Here is a 22,991-nt window from a genome sequence, read left to right on the forward strand (position 1 = left end):
GCCCCGGGGGGGCGGGGCCGCGGGGGCGCGCCGCGGCCGGGGGCGGGGGGGGGCCGCCCCCCGCGGCGGCCTGGCGGCCGCCGAGGTCGCCGGGCAGGAAGGCGTCCGGGTCGCCGAGCGCCCGCATGGCGATCACCTCGATGGTCCAGGGGCCGAACCCGGGCAGCGCGCCGAGGCGTGCCCGTGCTTCGTCCCAGTCGCACTCCGGGCCCAAGTGGAGGGTGCCCTCGGCCAGTTCGCCGATGAGGGTGAGCAAGGTGGTCCGACGGGTGCGGGGCATCGCCAGGGTTTCCGGGTCGATTCCGGCGAGCGTCCCCGGGGCGGGGAACAGGTGGGTGAGGCCGCCCTCGGGGTCGTCGATCCGTTCGCCGTACGCCTCGACGAGACGGCCCGCGTGGGTGCGGGCCGCGGCCGTGGACACCTGCTGGCCGAGGACCGCGCGGATCGCGAACTCCGCCTCGTCCACCGTGCGCGGCACCCGCCGCCCCGGCACCTTCGCGACCAGCGGCGCGAGCAGCTCGTCGGTGCTCAACTGGGCGTCGATCGCGACCGGGTCGGCGTCGAGGTCGAGCATGCGGCGGCAGCGGCTGATCGCGACGGTGAGATCGCGCTGGTCGGTGAGGGAGAGGCGGCAGGCGATGTGGTCGGGCCCCGGGGTCAGGGCGACCACGCCATGGCCGTACGGGAGACGCAGCGTGCGCCGGTACGCGCCGTCGCGCCACTCCTCGACGCCGGGTACGGCGGTGGCGGCGAGATGCCCGAACAGGTTGTCGGGGTTGAGCGGCTTGCGGAACGGCAGCCGCAGACTCAGCACGCCCGGAGCGCTCTCGGCGAGGCGGCCGCTCGCGCGGGTGCGCAGCTCACCCGGGGTGAGGGCGAAGACCTCTCGTACGGTGTCGTTGAAGGTACGGATCGACGCGAAGCCGGCCGCGAAGGCGATCTCCGCCATGGGCAGCGCGGTCGTCTCGATCAGCAGCCGTGCGGTCTGCGCCCGCTGGGAACGGGCGAGTGCGAGGGGGCCCGCGCCCAGCTCGGCCTGGAGCTGGCGCTCGACCTGCCGGGTGCTGTAGCCGAGCCGGGAGGCGAGGCCGGGGACGCCTTCGCGGTCCACGATGCCGTCGCCGATCAGGCGCATCGCGCGGGCCACGAGGTCGGCGCGGTGGTTCCACTCGGGAGAGCCGGGGGTGGCGTCGGGGCGGCAGCGTTTGCAGGCCCGGTAGCCGGCCTGCTGGCAGGCGGCGGCACTGGGCAGGAAGGTCATGTTCTGCGGCTTGGGCGCGACCACCGGGCAGCTCGGCCGGCAGTAGATGCCGGTGGTGCGCACGGCGGTGAAGAACCATCCGTCGAAGCGTGCGTCCTTGGACTGGACGGCTCGCAGGCAGCGCTCGGTCTCGGTGTGCATACGGATAGCTTCGTACAAGGCAGCGGGCTTGGCTGGCGGAAATCCGACATGGACGTGCGGGCGGCGGCGGGAGCGGTGTCCAGGCAGGGGAAAGGGTCGGGAAGGGGTACGGGTGGACCGTATCCGGGCGCAATGGCGGGCGATTCAGGCCCAATGGCCAGGGGGTCGGGCGGGCCGCCGGAGAGACAGTAGTGGATGGCCACTCAGCCACTTTGACCACGTCGCTCACACTGCCGACTCCGCCCACTCCTTCCACTCCGTCCACCACGAACCCTCCCGAGCCCGAGCCGCACCATGTCGCACACCTCCGCAGCCCCTGCCAGAAGCAATGCCTGGCGAGCCCTCACCTCCCGCGCCGTCCCCCAGTTCGGCGACGCGAACCTGGTGCTGCGGGCCGCGCTGGCCAGTGCGTTCGCCTGGTGGGTAGCGGCCGATCTGCTCAATCTCTCGGCCCCGGACCTCGCACCGGTCGGCGCGATGCTGGCCTGCCAGCTCACCCCGTACGGCACGGCGCGACGGGCCTTCCACCGCGGAGCCGGTGTGGCCTTCGGCGGGGCGCTGGGGCTGACCGCCTCGATGACGATCGGCGTCACCCCGCTGACCATCTTCGGGACCGTTCTGATCGGCATGTGCGCGGGCCGGCTGCTCCGGCTCGGCGGGCAGGTGCACCAGATCGCCCTGACCGCGGTCCTGGTCATGGGCGTACCCGGGCACTTCGACTACGGCGTGCACCGCCTCGCGGCGAACCTGCTTGGTGTCGCCATCGGCGCGGCCGTCGGGCTCGCGGTGCCGCCCCCGCCGTTCGCGCGGCGCGCCTCGGAGAAGCTGGCGCGTCTGTCCGCGCAGATGAGCGAGCTCCTGACCGAGATGGCCGACCATCTGCGCACCGGCGACTGGGACGCGCACTGTGGTGAGTGGGTCGAGCGGGCCCGGGGTCTGTCCGAGCGGCTGACCAAGGTCCGCACGGCGGTGGCGGCGGCCGAGGACGCCAACCGGTGGCGTCCGCATACGCAGGACGCGGTCCGGCGGGTGGAGCGGCTGCTCGAATCGACGCGCTGCCTCGACCACGTGGGTCATCAGATACGGGGCATCGCCCGCGGGCTGTACAACCTCACGTATCGCGAGGGCCGGCCGCCGGCCCTGCACTGGTCGCAGGACGACAGCGCGCTGCGCCCGGAGCCGACGCGCACCCCCGAGGGACTCGACCAGGTGCTCGCCGACCTCGCCGCGACCCTCGCCGTCCTCGCGGAGCCCCGGCTGCTGCACGCCAGTCCGACGCCGGAACTGCGGCAGCTGCTCCGTACGCATCTGGGTGCCGCGGAGACCAGCTTCCTGCACAGCGCGCTGGCGCAGCGGCCCGCGTACGCCGAGTGGCGTGAGCTGTGCACGGCCGGGATCCTCGAGGACGCCCGCAAGGTGCTGCACGAGCTGGATCCGCAGGTGGGGCCGCATCAGCGGGCCTTCCGCGACTGAACGGGCCGACCCCTCGGACCCCCGGATACGCTGGGCGAATGAGCGACAACCTCCCCCCTTGCCCCAAGTGCTCCTGCGCGTACACGTACGAGATGAACACCCTCGTGGTGTGCCCGGAGTGCGGCCACGAGTGGGTGCCCGGCGAGGGCGATCAGGCCACGGACTCCGAGGAGCGGGTCGTCAAGGACGCGGTGGGCAATGTGCTGAGCGACGGCGACAGCGTGACGGTCGTCAAGGCGCTCAAGGTCAAGGGCAGCCCGTCCGGTATCAAGGCGGGCACCAAGGTGCGCAACATCCGGCTGATCGACGGGGTCGACGGCCATGACATCGACTGCAGGATCGACGGGTTCGGTGCGATGCAGTTGAAGTCGAGCGTGGTGAAGAAGGCCTAGCGCCTGACCTGCAGGACAGGCCCTGGCGGGGCGGGTGTTGCGCCGCCCCGCTCAGGACGTCACAGCCTGCGCAGCGGGTCGCGCACCCTCGCCCGCACCCGGTACCAGCCGATGGCCAGTGCGGCGGCGATCGGCAGGATCAGCAGCACCGTGTCGCGTCCCGGGCCGTCGGTGTCGAACCACATCATCACGATCACGCCGAGCAGGAAGGCGAGGGTCACCAGGTTCACCCAGGGCGCCGCCCACAGCCGGAAGGCGGGGCGCTCGGCGAGGCCGAGGCGGGCGCGGCGGACGAACGCCAGATGGCAGATCATGATCATGCACCAGGTGGCGATGATGCCGAGCGCCGCGATGTTGGTGACGATACCGAAGGCCTTGTCGGGCAGCCATGCGTTCAGTCCGACACCGCACAGGATCACGGCCGACGTCAACAGCACGCCTCCGTACGGCACGTGGCTGCGGCTCATGCGCGAGGTGAACCCGGGCGCGGAACCCGCCATCGCCATCGAGCGCAGGATGCGGCCCGTGGTGTAGAGGCCGGAGTTGAGGCTGGACATCGCCGCGGTCAGCACGACCATGTTCATCAGCCCTCCCGCGGAGGGGATGCCGAGCCCGGAGAGCACGGTGACGAAGGGGCTCTGGCCGGCGGAGTAGGACGTCCAGGGCAGCAGCAGGACCAGCATGAGGACCGAGCCGACGTAGAAGACCGCGATGCGCCACATGATCGAGTTCACGGCCCGGGGCACCACTTCCTGCGGCCGTGCGGTCTCGCCGGCCGTCACACCGACCATTTCGATCGAGGCGTACGCGAAGATCACCGTCTGGGCCACCAGGATCACCGGCAGCACGCCGAGCGGGAACAACCCCCCGTTGTCGGCCAGCAGATGGAGACCGGGCGTCTGTCCGTCCACCGGATGGCGGGTGATCAGCACCCAGACGCCGATCACGAGGAACGTGACGATCGCGACCACCTTGACGATGGCGAACCAGAACTCCATCTCACCGAAGAGCCGGACCGAGATGAGGTTCACGCACAGCACGATCGCCAGCGCGATCAGGGCCAGCACCCACTGCGGGACCGAGGTGAACATCGACCAGTAGTGGACGTACAGCGCGATGGCCGTGATGTCGGCCATGCCGCTGGTCGCCCAGTTGAGGAAGTACATCCAGCCCGCGACGTAGGCGCCCTTCTCGCCGAGGAACTCCCGGGCGTAACTGACGAAGGCGCCCGACGAGGGCCGGTGCACCACGAGTTCGCCCAGGGCGCGTACGACGAAGAAGGCGAAGACGCCGCACACCCCGTACGCGACCGCGAGGCCGGGTCCCGCCTTGGCGAGGTTGCCGCCCGCGCCGAGGAACAGGCCGGTCCCGATGGCACCGCCGATCGCGATCATGCTGATGTGGCGCGGCTGGAGCGTCTTGCTGTACCCGGCGTCCCCGGCGTCGAGGACGACGTCCGGATCGGAGGGCTCGGCGGGCTCGGCGGCGGGTCCGGTGTCGAGGTCCTTGGCCATGGGGGCTGTGCTCGCCTTCGGCAGGGCTGGGGGATGTGTACATCCGTTTTATCCCTGCCGGCCAGGAGATTCCCGTAATGCCCGGTCCGCTCGCGATCCGCGCGCCGCCATCCGGCGGCCGACCGACATACGCACGGGAGCTGAAGGGTTGAGGAGCGGATCCGGTCAGGAGCCGGCTTCCTCCCACTGCCGGCGAACGGCCGCGTACGCCTGATGAAAACCGGGGAAGGTCTTGCGGACGCATCCGGGGTCGTCGAAGGAGATACCGGGTGTGCGCAGCGCGGTGACGGCGAAGGACATCACGATCCGGTGGTCCCCGTACGTCCTGATCTCGGCGCCTCGGGGTGTGCCGGGCTGGATTTCCAGCCAGTCGTCACCGGTGCGCACGTCGATGCCGACCCGCCGCAGGTTCTGTGCGCAGGCCTCGAGCCGGTCGCATTCCTTGACCCGGGTGTTGTGCACGTCCTCGATGCGGACCGGTCCTGACGCGAACGGCGCGAGGGCGGCCAGCGTCGGCATGGTGTCCGAGATATCACGCATGTTGACGGTGACACCGGCAAGTCGGCCGCTGCCGCGCACCGTGGTCGCGTCCGCGCCGACCTCGACGTCCGCTCCCATGCGTGCCAGCACGTCCGTGAAGCGCAGGTCGCCCTGCAGCGCGTTCCTGCCGAGGCCCGGCACGGTGACCTCGCGTCCCGCCAGCGCGGCCGCGGCGAAGAAGTAGCTCGCCGTGGAGGCGTCGGGCTCGACGGCCCAGTCCGCGGCGGTGTAGCCGACCGGCGGCACGGTGAACACCACGCCGTCAGCGGTCTGTTCACGGCCCACCTCGACGCCGAAGGCCCGCATCATGGCCAACGTGATCTCGACGTAGGGCGCCGACACCAGCCGTGTGACGGTGAGGTGCAGTCCGTCCGCGGTCAGAGGGCCGAGCAGCAGGAGCGCCGTCAGGTACTGCGACGACTCGCCCGCGTCCAGGACGAGCCGGCCGCCCCCGACCCCGCGGGCCAGGATGCGCAGCGGGTGGTGGCCGTGCGCCCCTTCGTGGTGCAGCTCCACGCCCAGGGTGAGCAGCGCCTGGGTGAGCGGCCCGAGCGGACGGCGGCGCATCTGCGCGGAGGCGTCGAAGTGATAGCTGCCGTGGCCGGCCGCCGCGAGCACGGGCAGGAACCGGGCCGTGGTGGCGCCGTCCCGGCAGTACACGCGTGCCGTGGCCGCGGGCGGACCGGACGGGCTGCCCTCGATCCGCCAGCTGTCCGGCTCGCGTCGCACGCGGTAGCCGAGTGCGGCGAGCCCCGCCGCGAAGCCCTCGCTGTCGTCGGACACGAGCGGCCGGCGCAGCACGGTGGTGCCCCGGGCGGCGGCCGCGAGGAACAGCGCTCGCGCGGTGATGGACTTCGAACCGGGAAGGTCGACGAGGGTCACGTCCTGCTCCAAGGGAAAGGGGTCCGGTCGGCGGCAGCAACCGACCGCATCCTGTCCCGTGGGTCCGCACGGTGCAGTCGCGTCCACGTCCTGGACGCGTCCGCGCCGTGAGCGCCGGTCAGCTCGTCGACCGCTCAGGTGCCTGCAGCGCCCCCGGTGCTATCGCAGACAGGTCGCGAACGCGTCGTACGCCCTCTGGTCGAAGAGGACGAAGCGGACCTCCTCGACGGTGCTCCCGGCTCCTCGCACCGTCTCGACCGCGATGCGTGCGGCGTCCAGCATCGGCCAGCGGTACACCCCGGTCGAGATCGCGGGGAAGGCCACCGTCCGGGCCCCCAACTCGTCGGCCACGCGCAGGGATTCCCGGTAGCAGGAGGCCAGGAGGGTCGGATCGCTGTCCGCTCCCTGGTACACCGGACCGACCGTATGGATCACCCAGCGGGCATCGAGGCGTCCGGCCGTGGTCGCGACGGCTTGGCCGGTGGCGAGGCCGGAGCCATAGTGCGCGGCGCGCAGCGCGCGGCAGGCCTCGAGGATCTCCGGTCCGCCCTTGCGATGAATCGCGCCGTCCACTCCCCCGCCGCCGAGCAGTGAGGAGTTGGCGGCGTTGACGAGGGCGTCGACGGACTGCGCGGTGATGTCGCCCTGGACGAGGGTGAGGGTCGTCGTCATCCGGTCATCGTACGGAGCTCAACACGGTGTCACCGTACAGAGATCAACGCGCTGTCACCGTACGGAAATCAACACGCAGTCACCGTACGGAGATCAACACAGCGGCACCATACGGAGGTCGCCTCAGCCACCACCGTACGAAGGCTTCACGCGGCCGTCGCGCGCAGGCGGCGCCACACCGCCTTCGCCGCGTTGTGGCCCGACATTCCGTGGACGCCCGGGCCCGGCGGAGTGGCGGAGGAGCAGATGAAGACGGCCGGGTGGGAGGTCGCGTACGGGAACAGGGAGAGCTTCGGGCGGAGCAGCAGTTGGAGGCCCGAGGCGGCGCCGCAGGCGATGTCGCCGCCGACGTAGTTGGCGTTGCGGGAGGCGAACTCGGGCGGGCCCGCGGTGGCGCGGGCGAGGATACGGTCCCTGAACCCCGGGGCGAAACGCTCGACTTGGCGTTCGATCGCGTCGGTGAGGTCGCCGTCCCAGCCGTTGGGGACATGGCCGTACGCCCAGAAGACATGCTTGCCCTCGGGGGCGCGGGACGGGTCCGCGAGGGTCGGCTGGACCGTGATGAGGAAGGGGTTCTCGGGCGCCCGTTCGGTGCGTGAGGCGGTGTGCAGCGCGGTGGCGATGTCCCGGCTGCCGGGCCCGACCTGCACGGTGCCGGCCCGCCGCGGCTCTTCGGCGGTCCACGGGACCGGCCCGTCGAGCGCGTAGTCGACCTTGAACACACTGGCGCCGTAACGGTAGTTGGCGTAGGCGCTGCCCAGTCCGGCGATCCGGGCCAGCGCGGTCGGGGATGTGTCGAAGACGTACGCGCGGGCCGGCGGCAGGTCGTCGAGGCGCTTGACCTCGTAGTCCGTGTGGACGGCTCCGCCGAGATCCTTCAGATAACCGGCCAGCGCGTCGGAGATGGACTGCGAGCCGCCCTTGGCCACCGGCCAGCCATGCGCGTGCGCGGCGAGGGCGAAGACCAGACCGACCGCGCTGGTGGCCAACCCGCCCAGCGGGGCGATGACATGGGCGACGAGACCGGCGAACAGGGCCTTGGCCCTGTCGTCCTGGAAACGGCGTTCCATGAGCCACGACGACGGCGGAAGTCCGACGAGTCCGAAGCGGGCGAGCGTGACGGGGTCGCGCGGCAGGGAGCTGAGCGGGAGCGACATGAAGTCGCGGAAGAGGGTGTCCGCCTTGTGCAGGAACGGGGTGACGAGTCTGCGGTACGCGCCCGCGTCGCGCGGCCCGAACGAGGAGGCGGTCTCGCCGACCGAACGGGAGAGCACGGCGGCCGTGCCGTCGTCGAAGGGGTGCGCCATCGGGAGGGAGGCGTGCAGCCACTCCAGGCCGTAGCGGTCCAACGGCATGGCGTTGAACGCGGGTGAGGAGATACCGAGGGGGTGGGCGGCCGAGCACGGGTCGTGCCGGAAGCCGGGCAGGGTCAGCTCCTCGGTGCGGGCGCCCCCGCCGATGGTGCCCTTGGCTTCGAACACGGCCACCGAGAACCCCCGGCGGGCCAGCTCCACCGCAGCGGTCAGTCCATTGGGTCCCGCTCCCACGACGACGGCATCGAGCATCGACGGCACCTTCGGACTCCTTTGTCAGCCGATGGCCACTGGGGCCCAGGATATGCATGGGCTCCGGCGGCCGAGCCGGGGGTAGGGTCTGGCATGCCGAATTCCTCCTGCCTCTCCGCCTACCTCTGCGCCCGCGCTGCGCTGCCCGGCCTCGCCGAGCGGTGGTACGAGACCGGGGACGGCGGCCAGGTCCTGCGACAGGTGACCTGCGCGCCGTCCGGCGCGGTGTCCAGTGCCTGGGCGCGGCGGGAGGCGGACCTGATGCGGGAGCGCTTCGGGAGCTTCGGCGTCGCGTTGTACGAGGCGGTGTACGGCGGTCCCGCGGAGCCGCCCGGTCCGGCCGGCGCGTCCGGCACGTCCGGCACGTCGGTGGCCACGGTGTCGGCCGAGGAGTTCGAGGACGCCTGGCGGCGTGGCCGCGTCGGGCGGCACTTCACCCCGTACGACTCGGGGCCCGTGCCCGAGGGCACACGGCTTCCCGGGACGGTCGACGCGCTCCCCTGGGGGCCCGGCGTGACCGGCCTCATGGTGGACCTGGGGCTGCCGGTCGGCGGTTTCGTGGACATGGCGGCGCTGCCCCGGGATCCGGAGCAGTGGCCCGCGGTCGGCTCACGCGGTGACTTCGAGGTGGTCACCCTGCGCATCGACTGCGAGCGCGGCGCCTACGCCCAGATCAGACTCCGGCCCGCCGGGTCCTGACGGGCACGCCGAGCCCTGACGGGTCCTGACAGGCCCGCCGGGGCTGACGGGACCGCCGGCTCGGCCGGCCCGGCGGTTCGGTCAAGCGCTCTCGCGCAGCAACCCGATCACCCGGTCCACCGTCGTCGCGTCCCGGGCGGCCGTGAACGGCAGCACATTGCCGCCCTCGATACGGAACGGCTCGCCCGCGACCGTCAGATGCCCGCCGCCCGTCTCGGTGACCAGGAGCAGACCGGCCGCGTGGTCCCACGCGTTCTCCCACGAGAAGGCCACCGCGTCCAACTCCCCCTTGGCGACGGCCAGATACTCCAGGCCTGCCGAGCCGCAGGGCCGCGGGGCGACGCCTTCGGTCCGCAGGCCGAGCAGGGCGCGCTTCTGGCCATCCGTGGTGAAGTCCGGGTGCGAGGTGGCGACTTGGAGATCGCTGCCCGCCGCGCGGGGTGCCTGGGTCAGCGGGCTGCCGTCGAGGAGTACGCCTCGTCCTCGTACGGCCACCGCCATCTCGTCCCGGGCCGCCGCGTACGTCCACGACGCGAGCACCTCACCGCGCCGCGCGAGCGCGACCAGGGTGCAGAAGCCCGGGTCGCCGTGGACGAACTGGCGGGTGCCGTCGACGGGGTCGACGATCCACACCGGAGCGTCGCCGTGCAGCGCGTCGAGGATGGCCGGGTCGGCGTGCACCGCCTCCTCGCCGACCACGACGGAGCCGGGGAGCAGGGCGGTCAGGGACGCCGTGAGGTGTTCCTCGGCGAGGCGGTCCGCGACCGTCACGAGGTCGTGCGGCCCGTTCTTCTGCACGACCTCGTGGTCGGCGAGCTGCCGGAAGCGCGGCATGATCTCCGCGGCCGCGGCCTTGCGCACGGCCTCCTCCACCTCGTGGATACGGGTGGCGAGGAAATCATGGATACGGGTGTTCAAAAGGTCGTCGTTGCCTGTCGTGTCTTCGATCATGTGTCCATCCCACCACGAGCCACTGACAGTGCCCACACGGCGGGTGACGGGCAGGTGGAATCCGGGTGACGTTCCGGGTGCCCTCAGCGCCCCACGGCATACCCCTGCATCCCGCGCGGATTGGCCCCGGCCGACAGCACCCCGGTCTCCGGGTCCCGGGCCACCGCGCTCAGCCGCCCCTCCGACCAGGGTGCGCCGACGGTGACCTGGTGGCCGCGGCGCCGCAGCTCCTCGACGGTCCGGTCCCCGAGCCGGGACTCGACCGTGAGCTGCCCTGGCAGCATCCCGCGTGGGTAGAAGGACGACGGGACGTGGTCGGTGTGCCAGTTCGGGGCGTCGATCGCGCCCTGCAGGTCGAGGCCGCCTCGTACCCGGGGAGCGTTCGCCACGTGCAGGAAGAACGGCAGCTGCCACTGGTCCTGCTGGTCCCCGCCGGGCGTCCCGAAGGCCATCACCGGGACCCCGTCACGCAGGGCGAGCGACGGGGTGAGCGTGGTGCGGGGCCGGCGGCCGGGGGTGAGGGTGTTGGGCAGGCCCGGTTCCAGCCACGTCATCTGGAGGCGGGTGCCGAGCGGGAAGCCCAGCTCGGGGACGACCGGGTTGGACTGGAGCCAGCCGCCGCTCGGCGTCGCGGCGACCATGTTGCCCCAGCGGTCGACGACATCGACATGACAGGTGTCGCCGCGCGTCTCGCCGTACTCACCGACCGTGGGCTCCCCGGCGCCGGAAGCGAGTCCGAGCGCGTCGAAGGCGGTGCGGCCCTCCACGTCCTCGGCCGGCTCGGCCAGCCTCGGGATCCGCCCGTCCGGGGCCCCCGGGCGCAGTTCGAGCGAGGCCCGCTCGCCGATCAGCTTGCGGCGCTCTTCGTTGTACGTGTCCGAGAGCAGCGCTTCGAGCGGTACGTCGTCACCCGCGTCCCCGTACCAGGCCTCCCGGTCGGCCATCGCCAACTTGCAGCCCTCGACCAGGAGATGGACATAGTCGGCGGAGCCGCTCGCCGGGAGGTCGCCGGGCAGCAGCGCCATCTGCTGGAGCAGGGCGGGGCCTTGGCTCCAGGGGCCGGCCTTGCAGAGGGTCCAGCCGTTCCAGTCGTACGTCGCCGGCGCTTCGTACTCGGCACGGAAGGAGGCGAGGTCGTCGCCGGTGAGGGTGCCGGTATGACGTTCGCCGCTGGTGTCGAACGTCGGCCGCGCGCTCTGCCGCACCAGCGCCTCGCCGATGAACCCCTCGCGCCAGATACGGCGCGCGGCGTCGATCCGCGCCTCGCGCGTGGGCCCGGTGGCCTCGGCGAGCAGCCGGCGCCACGTCGCGGCGAGCGGACGGTTGAAGAGCAGCGCGCCGGGCCGTATCGCCGGCAGATACACCTCGGCGGACGAGGTCCACTCGGTCGCGAAGAGCTCCCGGACCGTGGCGATCGTGTCGCCGATCTTTTCCACGGGAGGGTGGCCGAACTCGGCGTATCCGATGGCGTACTCGAGGATGTCGTCGAGGGACTTGGTGCCGTGGTCGCGAAGGAGCACCATCCACGCGTCGAACGCTCCGGGCACGGCGGCGGCGAGCGGTCCGGTGCCGGGGACGAGGTCGAGGCCGAGCGAGCGGTAGTGCTCCGCGCTCGCGCCCGCGGGTGCGGGCCCCTGGCCGCACAGCACGCGCACCTCGCCGCCGGCGGGCGCGAGGATGATGGGTACCTCGCCGGCCGGACCGTTGAGATGCGGCTCGACCACATGCAGCACGAACCCGGCGGCGACGGCCGCGTCGAAGGCGTTGCCCCCGTCCTCGAGAACCGCCATCGCGGACTGCGAGGCCAGCCAGTGCGTGGAGGACGCCATGCCGAAGGTGCCTTGCAAGGTGGGGCGCGTGGTGAACAGATGCTCGGCCATGCCCGCAGGCTAACGCGGTACTACTCGTCACTACTCGTCTAGGGTCGGGAGGCATGGTCAACTCCCCTCCCCCGTCTCATGTGCTGGTCGCGTTCGGTGCCGCGGACGAAGCGGTACCTCTGCCGGGCGGTCAGGGCGGCACCTGGCGGGCGGGCCCGATCGTGGTCAAACCGACGGGGTCGGCCGAGGAGACGGCGTGGCGGGCGGAGATCCTGGACGCGCTGCCGGAGTCCGCGGACTTCCGGGTGGCCCGCCCGGTGCGCGCTTCTGGGGGCACCCCCTCTGGGAGAGGGACCTGGACGGCGGACGGCTGGGAAGCCTGGCATCTCGTGGCCGGTCGCACCGATCCGCACCGTACACAGGACGTCGTCCGTACGGGAGAGGCCTTCCACGCGGCTCTCGCCGCGCTCGCTCCCGGGCGCCCGGGGTTCCTGGACACGCGGGACGATGCCTGGACGCGGGCCGACGCCCTGTCCTGGGACCTGGACCACGAGGCCGAAGCGGACACATCAGATGGCTCCGACGGCGCGTTCGGCATGCTGGCGCCGCTCCTGGCCGCGCGGACCCCGCTGACGACGGGCGACGAACAGCCCGTGCACGGCGACCTTTTGGGCAACGTGCTGTTCGCGGACGGGCTGCCGCCCGCGGTCATCGACTGGCCGGTGTACTGGCGACCGCCGGCCTGGGCCTCGGCGGTCGCCGTCGTGGACGCGCTGCTCTGGTACGAGGGCGACCCCGGCCTCCTGACGCCGTGGCTGCGTGACCCCTGCCGTCACCAGCTTCTGCTCCGCGCGCTGATCTACCGCGTGGCGACCACGCGGGAGGCGGGCCGGCCGGCCGAAGCGACGTACTGGCCGGTGGCGAAGCTGGTGCTGGAAGGAAGGCAGGGCCGGTAGCGGCCGGCCGGGAGGGTTCCTCAGCGGCCGTTGCGCGAGAAGTGCTGGTAGTCCGGGTTGGACCAGCGCCCGCCCCACTCCCAGCCGATCGCACGGAACGCCCGGGTGATCACATCACCGGACCTGATCATGCCCTTCGCGTTCCGCCACCGGTCGAGGTAGCGGGCGCCGGCCGGTGGATGGATCCGGCCCGTCCTGTCGACGTACGGGTTCTCCACGGTGTTGATGTCGATCGCGTCCCCGTACGAGTGCTGCGAGAGGCTGCCCGGATTGCCCACGACCTGGCGGCAGTTGAAGGCCGAGGTGTTGTCGTCGGCCATGGAGGCCCGGTCGCTGCCGTGGTACGCGGACAGCGGGCGCATCTTGCGGATCGGGAACTTGGCGCCGAACGCCTTCCAGAACACATAGAGCACGTCCTTCGCGACGCGCTCGTGGACGACCATCTCGCCGGTGTGCACCTTCCCGTCGAACCCCCAGTGGCTCATCCGCAGCAGCCGCAGCCGCTGAGGAGGGACCGGGCAGCCCGGGCGGTAGGTGCGGCCGAGCGCGGCCCGGGTGACGGGCAGCGTGCGGTGCTGGAATACGGGGCCCTTGGGGGCTGCTGCCCGAGGGGCGGCCGTCGAGATCGCTGGAGAGGGCGGAGGGGCGAAGGAGCCGGTGGAGGAAGCGGAGGCGGGGCAGGCGCCGGCCGTGAGCAGCAGGACACTGGCCGCAGCGGCGACCCGAAGTACGATTTGCACCGAATCACCATATTGAGCGCGATCAAGGAACGCTTGGTCGACAAGCCGGGAGGCGGCACAGTGCACGGCGAGTACAAGGTTCCCGGCGGCAAGCTCGTGACCGTCGACCTCGAGGTCGACGAGGACGAAGGGGTCCTGCGGCAGGTGCGGGTGGCCGGGGACTTCTTCCTGGAGCCCGACGACGCCTTCGAGGTCCTGAGCCAGTCCCTGAACGGCGCTCCCGCCGACACCGACGCCGCCGGCCTCGCGGCCCGGATCGACGCCGCGCTGCCGCCGGGCACGGTCCTGTACGGGCTCACCACCGAGGGTGTGGGCATCGCCGTACGGCGTGCGCTCGCGCATGCCACGGACTGGACCGACTACGACTGGCAGCTGATCCACGAGGGCCCGCAGCCGCCGGCCCTGCACATGGCGCTCGACGAGGTCCTGACCACCGAGGTCGCCGAGGGGCGCCGGCCGCCGACGCTGCGGATCTGGGAGTGGGGCGCGCCGGCCGTGGTCATCGGCAGCTTCCAGTCCCTGCGCAACGAGGTGGATCCTCAGGGCGCCCGGCGGCACGGCATCGAGGTCGTACGGCGGATCAGCGGCGGCGGCGCGATGTTCTGCGAGCCGGGCAACACCATCACGTACTCCTTGTCGGTGCCGGATGACCTCGTGCAGGGTCTGTCCTTCGCGGACAGCTACGCGTACCTCGACGACTGGGTGCTCGGCGCGCTCGGCGACATGGGCATCAAGGCCTGGTACCAGCCCCTCAACGACATCGCCACGGACGCCGGAAAGATCGCCGGCGCCGCGCAGAAGCGGATCGCGGGCGGCGGGGGTGCGGTCCTGCACCACGTGACGATGGCGTACGACATCGACGCGGACAAGATGCTCGAGGTGCTGCGGATCGGGCGCGAGAAGCTCTCCGACAAGGGCACCAAGAGCGCGAAGAAGCGGGTGGATCCGCTGCGCCGGCAGACGGGGCTGCCACGGGCCGCGGTGATCGAGCGGATGGCGGGGTCGTTCCGTACGCGCTACGGGCTGACGGCGGGGAAGGTGACGGACGAGGAGATGGCGCGGGCGCGGGAACTCGCGCGGACGAAGTTCAGCTCGCAGGAGTGGACGGCGCGGGTGCCGTAGCGCCACTGCCGGTCTCCGCCTTCTCCCAGGCGGTGACGCCGAGTTGGGCGGTGGTGCCGATGTCGATCGGGCCGCCGTCACCCGGCTGCAGGACATGGCCCGCGCGGCCCGGGACCGGCGCGATATCGAAGAACGTCCCGTGCGGGGCGGGCCGCGCGGCATCGGTGACCGTGTTGCGCCAGGTCAGGGAGGCGGTCGCCGATTCGCCCGGCTTCAGCGTGAACGGCTTGGGCTTGGCGTTCCCGAGACCGGTGCCGATGGCTTCGGTGCCCTTGAGCACGTCGATCGCGACGGGTTCACGGTCCTCGTCGAGGATGGTGAGCGCGGGATAGCCGTTCAACTCATACGCTCCGGTACCGCAGTTGGTGAGCGTGATGCTCATCGACCTCAGACCCATCGCGGCGTTGACCATGCCGGACGTGGCCCGCAGCCCCTCCCCGTCGCAGGCCGTGGCCGTCACGGCGGCACCGGGCTCGTCGCTCGGTGCGGGGGTGTCGAGCGGTGCGGTGTCGATCGGCGGGACCGTGGGCGGCTGCGAGGCGCGCGCCGGGTCGGCCTCGCGGTCCAGTTCGTCGGCGAGCGAGCCGCAGCCCGTCGCCAGGGCCGTCAGGGTCGCGACGAGCGCCAGGGCGAGGACGGGCCGTACGGATATGCGGGTCACCGCAGGATCATTTCACGGGCCGCCGGACGCACCTCCGGCTCACCCGCCCCGAGCCCGGACCAAGCCGCTCTCGTACGCGAACACCACCAGCTGCGCCCGGTCCCGCGCCCCCAGCTTGGTCATCGCGCGGCTCACGTGGGTCTTCGCCGTGTACGGGCTGATCACCATGTGCGCGGCGATCTCCTCGTTGCTCAAGCCCCGGGCCGCGAGCGCGGTGACCTCCAGTTCGCGGGGCGTGAGGTGTTCAAGGCCGGGCGCCGTCGCGCGGTCCGGCGGACGGGCGACGAACTCGCCGATCAGCCGGCGCGTGACCGACGGCGAGAGCAGTGCCTCGCCGGCCGCGACGATCTGGACGGCCTGCAGCAGGTCGGCCGGTTCGGTGTCCTTGAGCAGAAAGCCGCTCGCGCCGGCCCGCAGCGCCTCGAAGACGTACTCGTCCAGACCGTAGTTGGTGAGGATCACGACGCGGACGGCGGCGAGGTCCGGGTCGGCGGCGATCCGCCGGGTCGCCTCGATGCCCGTCATCACCGGCATCTGTACGTCGACCAGGGCGATGTCCGGTACCGAGGCCCGCACGAGGTCGACTCCCCGCGCCCCGTCGGCCGCTTCGCCGACCACCTCGATCCCGTCCTCCGCGTCCAGGAGCGCGCGGAAGCCGGCCCGCATCAGGGCCTGGTCGTCGACGAGTACGACGCGGATCACTTCGCCTCCCCTTCTCGTACCGGCGATTCCTGGGCGCGCGATTCCCGTACTGGCGATTCCTGGGCGCGCGATTCCTGTACTGGCGATTCCTGCGCTCGCGATTCCCGTTCCCGCGATTCCTGCGCTCGCGATTCGCCTGCGCGCAGCGGCAGTTGAGCCCGGACCAGGAAACCCCCCGGGGCCTTCGGGCCGCACTCCAGCGTGCCGCCGAGCCCTTCCACGCGCTCCCGCATCCCGGTCAGTCCGATACCCGGCTCGAATCCCGCGTCCGGGTCCGCGCGCCCGTCGTCCGCCACGAGCACCTCCAACAGCCCTTCCTCTACGGCGAGTCGTACGGTCACCTCCGAGGCCCCCGCATGGCGCGCCGCGTTCGTCAGGGCCTCCTGCACGATGCGGTACGCCGTGTGCTGTATCTCGTCCGGCAGCTCGCCGTCGTAGTCGGTGAGGGTGACGGAAAGGCCGGCGGCGCGGGCGCGCTCCACGACCTCCTTGACCCGGGCCACCGGGCCGGGCTCGCGCAACACCACAAGAGTGGCGCGCAGTTCACGCATCGCCTCGCCGCTCGCCTCCTGGATCGCGAGCAGCGCGGGCGGCACCTCTTCGCCGCGCTTACGAGCCAGGTGGACCGCGACACCGGCCTGGAGCTTCACCACGGCGATGCTGTGGGTGAGGGAGTCGTGGAGTTCGCGGGCGATCCGCAGCCGTTCCTCGCCGGCGCGGCGCAGGGCGACTTCCTCGCGGGTGCGTTCGGCGTCCAGGGCGCGCTGTTCGGTCTGGCGGAGGTACGCCTGCCAGTTCTGGTCGGCGAGACCGGTGACGACCGCGCAGAGGAACCAACCGGCAAGCAGCAGCGTGGTGTTGACGCCCTCACCCAGGCCCGCGAACACGGCAAGGAAGAGCAGCGCCGCCACCGCACCCACCAGGCGGTGCCCCGCACGGGCGGCCGTGTGCACGGCGCCGACCACGGGGAGCGCCGCGGCGGCGCCGGGTTCGGCGAGCGCCACGTATCCCGACAGGCAGAGCGTGGCGACGGCGAGGGTCACACGGGGCGCCGGCCGGTAGCCGGCGAGGGCGAGGGAGCCCACGGAGGCGAGCGCCAGCGCCGGCCGTCCCGCGCCGGCTGGGGCCGTCGCGACCACCAGGGCGCAGACGACCGCGGCGAGCACGCCGTCCGCCGCCCGGCCGCGCCATGTCACCTGCTGCTGCGGCCTGTTGAGCTCGACGCCATCGGTCGTCACGGCACTCCCCTCCCCTGTACGTCCGCCCGCACGCACCCGGAACGCGCACCCTAGACGCCCGCGCCCCCGCCGCACGTCATCCGCCCGCACCGATTCTGCGCTACTCCCCTCGCAGTAGTCCTCACACGGCACCGCCCCGCCCGCACCAGCCGCAGGTCGGTCCGGCCGTACGACGACCGCGGCACCCCCGCGGGGCCAGCATCGAGGTCATCAGCAGGCGCCCGGTCCGCCCAGCGGAAAGGCGCCGGACACCGGCGCGATCCGCCCGACGGAAGGCGCCCGACACCGGCGCGGTCCGCCCGACGGCCAGACGCCCGACACCCGCCACGGAGGCCCACGATGCCCGGTCCGTTCCGCTATACGCAGCCCACTCCGCCCAAGTCGGCCACCGGCCGCACCGCCGAGGTCTACGCCCAGATCGGCGAGGACTTCGGCATGGACAAGCTGGCCACCTTCCAGGTCCTCTCGCCGTCGGACGAACTCCTCTCCTCCGCCTGGTCGTTGATGCGTGAGTCGCTGCTCTCGGGAGAGGGTTCGCGCACCGGCAAGGAGCTGGCCGCGCTCGGCGTCTCGCAGGCGAACCGCTGCCAGTTCTGCGTGGACGCCCACACGATGCTGCTGCACGCGACCGGCGACCACCGGCTCGCCGAGCAGGTCGCCGCCGACGGCGTGCCCGAGGACGAGAGGTACGCACGGATCCTGGCCTGGTCGAAGGAGAGCCGTGAGCCCGGCAAGGTGTCGGCCCCTCCGGTGCCGAAGAGCGAACAGCCCTCGTACATCGGCACCGCGCTCGCCTTCCACTTCATCAACCGGATCGCGTCCGCGCTGCTCGCCGTCGACCTGTTCCCGGGCGGCGCACAGAAGTACCGCGCCGTGCGCAGCCTCGCCGGCCGCTCCCTGTCCAAGGCCGTGCGGCGTGTCCCCGAGCCGGGGCTGAGCCTGCCGCTGCTCACCCACCAGTCCGCCGGGCCCTCCTGGGCGGCCGGGAAGCCGGTCGGCAACGCGTTCGCCGCGCTGCGCAGCGCGGCCCTGCTGGGTGCGGGGCTGCTCGACGAGGACGACCGGAAGTACGTCGAGGCGCAGGTGATCCAGTGGAACGGTGAGCACCCGCCGGCCGACTGGCCCGGACTGCCCGCCCGTGACGACCGTCCTGGCGCCCGCCTCGCGCTGCTTGCCGCGCTGGCTCCGTACAGCATCGCGGACGAGGACGTCGCCGCCTGGCGCACACCGGAGCACGCCGACCACTGCCTGGTGCACCTGGTCGGTTATGGCGCCTTCCTCGCCGTCGACCGGATCGCGACCGCCTTCGAGACCGCCCTGGAGTCCTGATGACCACCGCACCCACCCAGACCGACGCCTGGAACGGTCCGGTCGGCACCCACTGGGCCAAGCACTACGAGCGGTACGACGCGATGCTGAGCGAGTTCGACGCGGCGCTGTTCGAGGCCGCGGCGATCCGGCCGGCCGACCGGGTCCTCGACATCGGGTGCGGCGCGGGGTCGACCACACGCGCCGCGGCCCGGCTCGCCTCGAAGGGCCGCGCGCTGGGCGTGGACATCTCGGCGCCGCTCCTGGAGCGGGCGCGCGCCGAGCTGCTGCCCAATCTCTGGTACGAGGAGGCGGACGCGCAGACGTTCCCGTTCACGGCGGGCGGCTTCGACGTGCTGATCAGCCGGGGCGGCGTGATGTTCTTCGACGATCACCGGGCGGCGTTCGCCCACCTGGGCAGGGCGCTGCGGCCGGGCGGCAGGTTCGCGTTCATCTGTCCGCAGCCGGTGGACGCGCAGAGCGTGGAGGCGCGGGTCTTCGGACGCCTTGCCGAGCTGAGGCCGCAGACGCCGGACCCGGCCGTGCTGGCCGCCCATCGCGCGATGGCCTCGCTCTCGGAGCCGGACCGGCTGCGGGAGGTCCTTGCCGATTTCTCGGAGGTCGCGATACGTCCGGTGCACGCCGCCTCCGTCTACGGCAGCGATCCGCAGGACGCGGTGGACTTCGTGCTCTCGCGCGGTCCGCGGGCCGAGGTGTCCGCCGGCGTCCGGTCGGCGATGGCGGAGGTGTTCGAGCCGTATGCGGGTCCGCTCGGGGTGCGGCTGCCGTCGAGTGTGTGGCTGGTGACGGGCGTACGCCCCTGAGGCCAGGAGCCCTTGAGCCCCGGCTGCCCCCACCCTCGATTCCGACAATTCACCGCAGCTCATGCCAAACAGCGGATCAACAACCGGTAGCCGGACGGGACATGAGCCACGTCTCGTCCGGCTCCCCTGTTCCCCGGAGCTGCACTTGTGGCACTGTCATCCCTCACACCCCCGCTCTCGCGCGGCTGACCCCCGCGTTTCCCCCGCAGGAGGTGGACGCCATGCGTTCGCTGCCACTGCTGCTCGCCGGGCGCCTGCTGCCGGTCGTCGTTCTCGCCACGGCCGGCTGGGCCTGGACGAGCGGCCCGTACGCCCCCGACGACGTCCAGCCGGCCGCCGCCCCCCGACCTCAGGCGAAGCCTGTCGCCAAGTACGACAAGCCGCCCGAGCCCTGTGGTGCGGTCGATGCCGCCGTGGTCAAGAAGCTCGTGCCCGGCGCCAAGACCGCGGGCAAGGAGATAGAGCTCACCGATCCCGACCGGCGCCGTACGTGTTCGTGGAGCGCGCTCAAGAACTTCGACTACCGCTGGCTCGATGTGTCGTACGAGATCTTCGACTCGCAGAAGTCCGCCGAAGCCGCGTACAAGAAACACAGCGCGGGCGAGGCGCAGCCGCTGGCGGACCTCGGCGACGCCGCCGCGATCAAGGTGGAACTCACCACCAAGGACAAGCAGCAGACCCGCGAGGCCGTGGTGACGGCGCGCTCGGGCAATGCCCTGGTGACCATCACGTACAACGGCTGCGATTTCGAGTCCCGCAAGGCGCCGACCCCCGCGTCGATACAGGAGGGCGCGGAGGCTGCGGCCCGCGCGGCGATGGAGCAGCTCACCGCGCAGGCCTGAAGTCCGCTGTCAGTACAGCGTGCCCATCGCCTGCCGGACCTCCGTGAGCGTGGCCTCGGCGACGGCCGTGGCGCGCTCATTGCCCTGGCGCAGGACCTTGCGGAGATACGTACGGTCGGCCGCGTAGTCGGTGCGGCGGGCGCGCAGCGGGGCCATGAAGGTGTTGACCGCCTCCGTCAGGCGCCGCTTGAGCACGGCCGCCCCGCCGTCGCCGATCTCCTCGGCGACCGCCCGTGGATCCGCGCCCTCGCACAGGGCGGCGAGCAGCACCAGGCTGGACACTTCGGGGCGGTGGTCCGGGTCGTACGTGATGTGCCGTTCGGCATCGGTCTTCGCGCCCTTGATCAGCTTCGCGGTCTCGTCGGCGGTGGCGCTCAGCGAGATCGCGTTGCCCCGGGACTTGCTCATCTTGGTGCCGTCGGTGCCGAGCAGCAGCGGAGCCTCGGAGAGCAGGGCGTCCGGTACCGGGAACACCGGCCCGTACCGCTCGTCGAACCGCCGCGCGACCGTCCGCGTGACCTCCAGATGCGGCAGCTGGTCCTGTCCGACCGGCACCAGGTTCGCCTTGCAGAACAGGATGTCCGCCGCCTGGTGCACGGGGTACGTGAACATCAGGCCGCTCACCGCCGACTGCCGCGAGTGGGCGATCTCGTCCTTGACGGTGGGGTTGCGCTGGAGTTCGGCCACGGAGACCAACGACAGGAACGGCAGCAGGAGTTGGTTGAGCGCGGGGATCGCGCTGTGCGTGAACACCGTGGAGCGCTCGGGGTCGATCCCGATGGCCAGGTAGTCGAGGAGCAGTTCCTCGACGATCTCGGCCTGCCGCTCGGCGACGTCACGGTCGGTGAGCACCTGGTAGTCGGCGACCAGGACGAACGTCTCGACGCCGGCGTCCTGGAGTCTGACGCGGTTGCGGAGGGTGCCGAAGTAGTGCCCGAGGTGGAGCGGGCCTGTGGGCCGGTCGCCGGTGAGCACCCGGAAGCGTCCGGGGTCGCGCTGGATCTGCTCCTCGAGCTCGGCGCTGCGGCGCCGGGCGACGGAGATGCTGTCGGTCGTGAGGCTGGTGCCGGTGATGGTGTCGGTCTGCATGGTGGTTCCTGCCTGCCGCGAGGGAGTGGGTGTCCGGGCCGGGACGGGCCGAGGGGTCCACTGCGTGCAGGGGCCGGGCCGTCCGTGTGGCACGGCCCGGGGTGTGTCTGATCAGTGGCCGCTCCTAGAGGGAGCGCCACCAGCGCAGACAGCACGTGATCGACATGGGTTCAGGGTACGGGACGGGGTGCCGGTGGCGCATCGGTCTTTCGGCCGGGTGCGGGTTCGGCGGCGGGGTGGGTGCGGGCTCGTTGCCGGGTGCGGGCTCGGCCACGGGGTGGGTGCGGGCTCGTTGCCGGGTGCGGGTCGGTTGTGCCTGTGGCGGGCTGACTCAAACGCCGGCGGGGCCGGGTTTATGATCACCGCCAACCTGTCGATCCGGGGGGATCCCATGCAGCCGAAGGCCGAGACCGTACGTGCCGTCAACCGACTCACGCGGCGGTGGGCCGGGGCGCAGGCCGGGGTGGAGTCGACGGTGTTCTCCTCGCCCAGTCTGTGGCCGCTGCTCGCGCTGCTCGCGGATCCCGCCGCCGGGCCCGCGCGGCAGGAGCTGGAAGAGGCGGTCGGGGTACGGGCGGACCGTGCGATCCGGATGGCGCACGATCTGCTCGACGCCTTCTCCTCGATACGCGGGACACGCACCGCGCTGGGTCTCTGGACCGCCGAGGACCTCTCCCTGTATCCGGAGTGGACGCTGCGGCTGCCCACCGGACTGACCGGCCGGCTGGACAAGGATCCCGCTGTCAGCCGGAAGCGGCTGGACGCCTGGGCGGCCGAGCACACCGACGGTCTGATCCCTTCGATGCCCGTACAGGTGGACGACGCGACCCAACTCGTGCTCGCGGGCGCCCAGTTGGTCCGTACGCGTTGGCTGCGCCCGTTCACCGACACGCTTCTGTGGCCGCAGGAAGGGCCCTGGCGTGACCGCCCGCTGCTCGGCCTGCACCGGACTTCCTCCCTGCTCGACCGCTTGGCCGTCGTCGGGACCCCGTCCGGACCGCTCACGGTCCTCAAGGTCCTCGGCAGCACCGGAGTCGATGTGCATCTGCTGCTCGGGCCCGCGCAGTGGACGCCGTCCGAGGTCCTGGCGCAGGGCATCGACGCCTTGCACGGCGAGGCCGTGACCGGGGACCGTCTGCCGCTGGGGGAACCCGGCCCCGGAGTGTCGGTCACCGACGAGCGCGGTTTCCGCCCCGACCGGCCCCAACTCCACGTCACCACCACCCCGTTCCGTATCGAGGCGCACCACGATCTGATGGTGCAGGCCGCCCTTTACGGCCTGGTCACCGCCTCCGACGGGAGCAGCGGTCACTTCCCCGGAATCGGACCGAGCCCCCTGGCGGTACAGCGGGCGGCTCAGTCGGCTCTCGCCGTGTTCGACGCCAAGGGCTTCGAGTCCGCGGCCGTTTCGGCCGTCCTTGCCGCACCCGGCTCCGCGCCGCCGCGGCGGGGGTACCCGGTGCGCCGTCTCACGGCCCCGGTCGACCGCCCCTTCGGCTTCCTCACCGTGCACCGCACGTCCCGGCTCGTCCTCGCGGCCGGCTGGGTGGCCGACCCGGTCCCGTACCCGGAGGACGACCGCCGGTAGGGAATGAAGTA

Annotated in this window: 21 protein-coding genes; 9 read left to right on the forward strand and 12 right to left on the reverse strand. The window is 72.0% G+C overall.

The features are described from left to right. A partial coding sequence (locus tag JAO81_RS03510) for a DNA-3-methyladenine glycosylase 2 family protein (protein WP_233414862.1) occupies positions 1–1,402 on the reverse strand: 1,402 nt, incomplete at its 3' end. 294 nt (positions 1,403–1,696) lie between these two features. Between JAO81_RS03510 and JAO81_RS03515 the strand changes: the two genes are divergently transcribed. Both JAO81_RS03515 and JAO81_RS03520 read left to right on the forward strand, forming a co-directional pair. Continuing rightward, positions 1,697–2,875, forward strand: coding sequence for an aromatic acid exporter family protein (locus JAO81_RS03515; RefSeq protein WP_199546236.1), 1,179 nt, complete (start codon positions 1,697–1,699; stop codon positions 2,873–2,875). Positions 2,876–2,913: 38 nt separating this feature from the next. Further along, the gene (locus tag JAO81_RS03520) at positions 2,914–3,267 is read left to right on the forward strand and encodes a zinc ribbon domain-containing protein YjdM (protein WP_199546237.1); all 354 of its coding nucleotides are present in this window, start codon (positions 2,914–2,916) and stop codon (positions 3,265–3,267) included. Positions 3,268–3,326: 59 nt separating this feature from the next. Here the strand turns inward: JAO81_RS03520 and JAO81_RS03525 are convergent, their stop codons facing one another. The 4 genes from JAO81_RS03525 to JAO81_RS03540 form a co-directional block, all read right to left on the reverse strand. Then, entirely contained in the window at positions 3,327–4,781 is a 1,455-nt protein-coding gene (locus tag JAO81_RS03525; RefSeq protein ID WP_199546238.1) for an amino acid permease, read from the reverse strand. Positions 4,782–4,946: 165 nt separating this feature from the next. Continuing rightward, the gene (aroA, locus tag JAO81_RS03530) at positions 4,947–6,203 is read right to left on the reverse strand and encodes a 3-phosphoshikimate 1-carboxyvinyltransferase (RefSeq protein ID WP_199546239.1); all 1,257 of its coding nucleotides are present in this window, start codon (positions 6,201–6,203) and stop codon (positions 4,947–4,949) included. A 159-nt stretch (positions 6,204–6,362) separates the two neighbouring features. Then, positions 6,363–6,875, reverse strand: a complete 513-nt coding sequence (locus JAO81_RS03535; RefSeq protein WP_199546240.1) for an O-acetyl-ADP-ribose deacetylase — start codon at positions 6,873–6,875, stop codon at positions 6,363–6,365. Positions 6,876–7,021: 146 nt separating this feature from the next. Continuing rightward, complete coding sequence (locus JAO81_RS03540; RefSeq protein WP_199546241.1) at positions 7,022–8,440, reverse strand: NAD(P)/FAD-dependent oxidoreductase; 1,419 nt, start codon at positions 8,438–8,440, stop codon at positions 7,022–7,024. 93 nt (positions 8,441–8,533) lie between these two features. Between JAO81_RS03540 and JAO81_RS03545 the strand changes: the two genes are divergently transcribed. Next, entirely contained in the window at positions 8,534–9,139 is a 606-nt protein-coding gene (locus tag JAO81_RS03545; protein WP_199546242.1) for a hypothetical protein, read from the forward strand. A gap of 81 nt (positions 9,140–9,220) precedes the next feature. On the opposite strand, the gene JAO81_RS03550 is transcribed toward JAO81_RS03545, so the two are convergent. Both JAO81_RS03550 and JAO81_RS03555 read right to left on the reverse strand, forming a co-directional pair. Next, on the reverse strand, positions 9,221–10,090 hold the full coding sequence (locus tag JAO81_RS03550; protein WP_199546243.1) for an inositol monophosphatase family protein: 870 nt from the start codon (positions 10,088–10,090) through the stop codon (positions 9,221–9,223). A gap of 83 nt (positions 10,091–10,173) precedes the next feature. After that, positions 10,174–11,958 (reverse strand): gamma-glutamyltransferase family protein, encoded by a 1,785-nt coding sequence (locus JAO81_RS03555; protein ID WP_199546289.1) that lies wholly within the window; start codon positions 11,956–11,958, stop codon positions 10,174–10,176. A 65-nt stretch (positions 11,959–12,023) separates the two neighbouring features. Between JAO81_RS03555 and JAO81_RS03560 the strand changes: the two genes are divergently transcribed. Further along, positions 12,024–12,866, forward strand: a complete 843-nt coding sequence (locus tag JAO81_RS03560; protein WP_199546244.1) for a TIGR02569 family protein — start codon at positions 12,024–12,026, stop codon at positions 12,864–12,866. A 20-nt stretch (positions 12,867–12,886) separates the two neighbouring features. Here the strand turns inward: JAO81_RS03560 and JAO81_RS03565 are convergent, their stop codons facing one another. Next, the gene (locus tag JAO81_RS03565; protein WP_199546245.1) at positions 12,887–13,606 is read right to left on the reverse strand and encodes a M15 family metallopeptidase; all 720 of its coding nucleotides are present in this window, start codon (positions 13,604–13,606) and stop codon (positions 12,887–12,889) included. 60 nt (positions 13,607–13,666) lie between these two features. Here JAO81_RS03565 and JAO81_RS03570 point away from each other — a divergent pair, with 60 nt between their 5' ends. After that, a complete protein-coding gene (locus JAO81_RS03570; protein ID WP_199546290.1) occupies positions 13,667–14,728 on the forward strand; it encodes a biotin/lipoate A/B protein ligase family protein in 1,062 nt (353 codons plus the stop codon). On the opposite strand, the gene JAO81_RS03575 is transcribed toward JAO81_RS03570, so the two are convergent. Genes JAO81_RS03575 through JAO81_RS03585 form a run of 3 tightly spaced genes read right to left on the reverse strand, consistent with a single transcriptional unit; the run spans position 14,694 to position 17,329 of the window. After that, on the reverse strand, positions 14,694–15,389 hold the full coding sequence (locus tag JAO81_RS03575; protein WP_307813120.1) for a DUF4232 domain-containing protein: 696 nt from the start codon (positions 15,387–15,389) through the stop codon (positions 14,694–14,696). The two genes, JAO81_RS03570 and JAO81_RS03575, sit on opposite strands and share 35 nt — an antisense overlap. Before the next feature lie 39 nt (positions 15,390–15,428). Next, positions 15,429–16,091: a response regulator transcription factor gene (locus JAO81_RS03580; RefSeq protein WP_199546246.1), complete on the reverse strand. Its 663-nt coding sequence runs from the start codon at positions 16,089–16,091 to the stop codon at positions 15,429–15,431. Beyond that, positions 16,088–17,329, reverse strand: a complete 1,242-nt coding sequence (locus tag JAO81_RS03585) for a sensor histidine kinase (protein ID WP_307813121.1) — start codon at positions 17,327–17,329, stop codon at positions 16,088–16,090. Before JAO81_RS03585 ends, JAO81_RS03580 begins: the two co-directional genes overlap by 4 nt. Before the next feature lie 339 nt (positions 17,330–17,668). Here JAO81_RS03585 and JAO81_RS03590 point away from each other — a divergent pair, with 339 nt between their 5' ends. From JAO81_RS03590 to JAO81_RS03600, 3 genes are all read left to right on the forward strand, one after another. Next, the gene (locus tag JAO81_RS03590) at positions 17,669–18,658 is read left to right on the forward strand and encodes a carboxymuconolactone decarboxylase family protein (protein ID WP_199546247.1); all 990 of its coding nucleotides are present in this window, start codon (positions 17,669–17,671) and stop codon (positions 18,656–18,658) included. After that, on the forward strand, positions 18,658–19,461 hold the full coding sequence (locus JAO81_RS03595) for a class I SAM-dependent methyltransferase (RefSeq protein ID WP_199546248.1): 804 nt from the start codon (positions 18,658–18,660) through the stop codon (positions 19,459–19,461). Before JAO81_RS03590 ends, JAO81_RS03595 begins: the two co-directional genes overlap by 1 nt. Before the next feature lie 221 nt (positions 19,462–19,682). After that, positions 19,683–20,303, forward strand: coding sequence for a hypothetical protein (locus tag JAO81_RS03600; protein ID WP_199546249.1), 621 nt, complete (start codon positions 19,683–19,685; stop codon positions 20,301–20,303). A 9-nt stretch (positions 20,304–20,312) separates the two neighbouring features. Here JAO81_RS03600 and trpS read toward each other — a convergent pair whose 3' ends face one another. Then, the gene (trpS, locus tag JAO81_RS03605; RefSeq protein WP_199546250.1) at positions 20,313–21,392 is read right to left on the reverse strand and encodes a tryptophan--tRNA ligase; all 1,080 of its coding nucleotides are present in this window, start codon (positions 21,390–21,392) and stop codon (positions 20,313–20,315) included. A 355-nt stretch (positions 21,393–21,747) separates the two neighbouring features. Between trpS and JAO81_RS03610 the strand changes: the two genes are divergently transcribed. Beyond that, on the forward strand, positions 21,748–22,980 hold the full coding sequence (locus JAO81_RS03610; RefSeq protein ID WP_233414864.1) for a serpin family protein: 1,233 nt from the start codon (positions 21,748–21,750) through the stop codon (positions 22,978–22,980). Positions 22,981–22,991 lie beyond the last annotated feature (11 nt).

Origin of the sequence: Streptomyces sp. N35, assembly GCF_016464295.1 — a bacterium.
Lineage (GTDB): Bacteria > Actinomycetota > Actinomycetes > Streptomycetales > Streptomycetaceae > Streptomyces.

Excerpts from the sequence above, each read along its gene's own strand:
- JAO81_RS03515 (WP_199546236.1), top strand. The coding sequence starts at position 1,697 with ATGTCGCACACCTCCGCAGCCCCTGCCAGAAGCAATGCCTGGCGAGCC.
- JAO81_RS03520 (WP_199546237.1), top strand. The coding sequence starts at position 2,914 with ATGAGCGACAACCTCCCCCCTTGCCCCAAGTGCTCCTGCGCGTACACG.
- JAO81_RS03525 (WP_199546238.1), bottom strand. The coding sequence starts at position 4,781 with ATGGCCAAGGACCTCGACACCGGACCCGCCGCCGAGCCCGCCGAGCCC.
- JAO81_RS03535 (WP_199546240.1), bottom strand. The coding sequence starts at position 6,875 with ATGACGACGACCCTCACCCTCGTCCAGGGCGACATCACCGCGCAGTCC.
- JAO81_RS03540 (WP_199546241.1), bottom strand. The coding sequence starts at position 8,440 with ATGCTCGATGCCGTCGTCGTGGGAGCGGGACCCAATGGACTGACCGCT.
- JAO81_RS03545 (WP_199546242.1), top strand. The coding sequence starts at position 8,534 with ATGCCGAATTCCTCCTGCCTCTCCGCCTACCTCTGCGCCCGCGCTGCG.
- JAO81_RS03550 (WP_199546243.1), bottom strand. The coding sequence starts at position 10,090 with ATGATCGAAGACACGACAGGCAACGACGACCTTTTGAACACCCGTATC.
- JAO81_RS03560 (WP_199546244.1), top strand. The coding sequence starts at position 12,024 with ATGGTCAACTCCCCTCCCCCGTCTCATGTGCTGGTCGCGTTCGGTGCC.
- JAO81_RS03590 (WP_199546247.1), top strand. The coding sequence starts at position 17,669 with ATGCCCGGTCCGTTCCGCTATACGCAGCCCACTCCGCCCAAGTCGGCC.
- JAO81_RS03595 (WP_199546248.1), top strand. The coding sequence starts at position 18,658 with ATGACCACCGCACCCACCCAGACCGACGCCTGGAACGGTCCGGTCGGC.
- JAO81_RS03600 (WP_199546249.1), top strand. The coding sequence starts at position 19,683 with ATGCGTTCGCTGCCACTGCTGCTCGCCGGGCGCCTGCTGCCGGTCGTC.
- trpS (WP_199546250.1), bottom strand. The coding sequence starts at position 21,392 with ATGCAGACCGACACCATCACCGGCACCAGCCTCACGACCGACAGCATC.
- JAO81_RS03610 (WP_233414864.1), top strand. The coding sequence starts at position 21,748 with ATGATCACCGCCAACCTGTCGATCCGGGGGGATCCCATGCAGCCGAAG.